Annotated in this window: 1 protein-coding gene; it reads left to right on the forward strand. The window is 64.2% G+C overall.

Features of this window, described 5'->3' with window-relative positions; all coding sequences use genetic code 11:
- The coding region (locus AAEY83_RS16930; RefSeq protein ID WP_351060969.1) for a nitrilase-related carbon-nitrogen hydrolase at nucleotides 1-254 on the forward strand (254 nt) is incomplete at both ends.

Genomic DNA, 254 nt, shown 5'->3' on the forward strand with positions numbered 1-254 from the left:
GTCTGAGCGTGTGTTACGACTTGCGTTTCCCGGAGCTGTACAGTGAATTGCGTGCCGCCGGTGCCGAATTGATTACCGCACCGTCGGCGTTTACGGCCGTAACCGGCGCCGCGCATTGGGATGTACTGATCCGCGCGCGGGCCATCGAAACACAGTGTTATATCCTCGCGGCCGCACAGGGCGGCAGTCATCCGGGGCCACGCGAGACCTTCGGGCATGCGGCGATTGTCGACCCGTGGGGGAGTGTGCTGGCC

Origin of the sequence: Psychrobacter sp. TB20-MNA-CIBAN-0197 (assembly GCF_040309765.1) — a bacterium.
Taxonomy (GTDB): Bacteria; Pseudomonadota; Gammaproteobacteria; order Pseudomonadales; family Moraxellaceae; genus Psychrobacter; species Psychrobacter submarinus.